Source organism: Massilia sp. S19_KUP03_FR1, from assembly GCF_036688685.1.
Lineage (GTDB): Bacteria > Pseudomonadota > Gammaproteobacteria > Burkholderiales > Burkholderiaceae_D > JALYUM01.
On the sequence record NZ_JAQQPS010000064.1, the window covers coordinates 1 to 1838 of the forward strand.

General features: G+C 43.2%; 3 protein-coding genes. All 3 read right to left on the minus strand.

Annotated features, from left to right (window positions below):
- Nucleotides 1-66: 66 nt before the first annotated feature.
- Nucleotides 67-432, minus strand: a complete 366-nt coding sequence (locus tag V6M87_RS27125; RefSeq protein WP_332879788.1) for a hypothetical protein — start codon at nucleotides 430-432, stop codon at nucleotides 67-69.
- 219 nt (nucleotides 433-651) lie between these two features.
- A complete protein-coding gene (locus V6M87_RS27130; protein WP_332879789.1) occupies nucleotides 652-774 on the minus strand; it encodes a class IIb bacteriocin, lactobin A/cerein 7B family in 123 nt (40 codons plus the stop codon).
- 127 nt (nucleotides 775-901) lie between these two features.
- Entirely contained in the window at nucleotides 902-1042 is a 141-nt protein-coding gene (locus tag V6M87_RS27135; RefSeq protein WP_332879790.1) for a hypothetical protein, read from the minus strand.
- Between the last annotated feature and the right edge of the window lie 796 nt (nucleotides 1043-1838).

A 1838-nucleotide genomic window follows, 5' to 3' on the forward strand; every position in this document is an offset into this window, starting at 1 on the left:
CGGGAGCGAAACTGCATGGCGGTCGCGTCGCCAAAAACGTGGGAATCTTCCGAAAACGTCGATTGATCAGCGCTTCCCTAGAATAAGACCGCCAGAAATTCCATTAACAAAACTAGAAATCGGTAGATCTGGGACAATATGCCCCAAGGAGAACGGAAGTGTAATAACAAGGATTCGAATCGGCGCATTTAACGAAAATATATCAATTAACAGTGCTGGAAATGCTTGACAGACTATAGTTTCAAAAACCGGAATGAAAAATATTACAAAATACGGAAAAAAATTTCCCAATATCGATAATTGGCCATTCTTGAGGTCAGGCGCGTCGACGAACCATAGCATAAAAACCGAAGGAATAAGTGATGCGACAAAAGCCAAGCCAATAAAGATAAATTGGTTTTTCTCATGAATGCCGCTGAAATATCGCTCCATTTTTAGCCTCTAAAGCAGAATTGGAATTCCATTTTTGTTATGGCCGTACCATCATATTCGTTATTATTTGGATGCTACGAAGCGTACAAATTCATTGCTTAATATTCGCTCCCCAAAATTACTTAAAATAGACGCCTCAAAAAGGCTATCGCTGATTTAAATAGGGGACAGATCTTGGCGTGCCTCAGAATACTAAGCACGCCAAGCATTATTATCGTGCTATTTTGCCTTGTAGCCGTCAGAAAATCCCTCGATAAAATCGGCAGCCGCGTTGAGAATCAATAACCAAGCCATTTTCCCCCCGGAAACGTCGACTATTTCTTCCATTGTTAATTCTTGCATACATCCTCCATTAATAATTTATTACAATTGGTAAAATAATTTTACTATAGCGGACTCATCCAGTATTAGTGAAAATTTTCTAGGTGCGATCTCTCTAACGAAGTACGATCACCTCGGTGGCGCTTGGTTACGCTCCGCACGCCATAGCACCGAGCATATCCACTGATCCTGCATTAGCAGCCATCGCGCCAAAGCCATAGCCGAGCCAGTAGAAAAACGATTTCCCACCCGATACTTCGTTAACTTCTGCAATAGTAAGTTGTTGCATAATCTTCTCCAGAAATTTAAATGTTGATCGTCGCAAATACGACATACCAAGTTTTTCATAGGTAACTTATGTTTCACGTGCGACAAATCAAATACCATGCGTATTCAAAAGAATTGAGTTGATTCGCCTCATATTTTCGATACGGTTGGAGCCCTCACTCTCTTGGACAGAGGTCAGTTTGGTGCGCGAACTACGCGTGACGGGGACTCGCTGGTCGTTCAGGCCATGACATGTAGTGGTCAAGTAATTTCGGACACGACGATAAGTTCTTTCTCTGCCATTGTGCGTTCATAGGTAAGCGTCGTCCCACCCTTCCGATTACTCATATCTTTCGGATGCGAGATTAAAGCCAAGCAGCATGCCCGCGAGCCGGCGCATGCCTCGCCACATGACGATGTTTTCTGGTGGTGAGTCGTTGGAGCGAGCGAGGTACCCGCCGAGTTGTGCAATTTTTTCGAGACAGCGCGAAAGCGGTAGCTGCTTGCGGGATCGCTTGCTGTCGTTTAACAGGCAGTTGAATGCGTGGGCGATTTTTTATGAGAAATAATGAAACTTATTGGATTTAAATTCTCTAGATATAAATAAATACTTGCGATCATTTGATATAACGCAAATTAATTCCGTATTCCAATAGCTAAAAATCAACAAGTAAAATTTCGTTTTCGATATTCTTTATTTCACCCGAGCACTGTCCCTCTTGCAAAGTTCGGCGAGTTAGCCTAAGGAAGCGCTGATCAATCGACGTTTTCGGAAGATTCCCACGTTTTTGGCGACGCGACCGCCATGCAGTTTCGCT

Coding starts and splice junctions, on each gene's coding strand:
- V6M87_RS27125 (WP_332879788.1), bottom strand. CDS start 432: ATGGAGCGATATTTCAGCGGCATTCATGAGAAAAACCAATTTATCTTT.
- V6M87_RS27130 (WP_332879789.1), bottom strand. CDS start 774: ATGCAAGAATTAACAATGGAAGAAATAGTCGACGTTTCCGGGGGGAAA.
- V6M87_RS27135 (WP_332879790.1), bottom strand. CDS start 1,042: ATGCAACAACTTACTATTGCAGAAGTTAACGAAGTATCGGGTGGGAAA.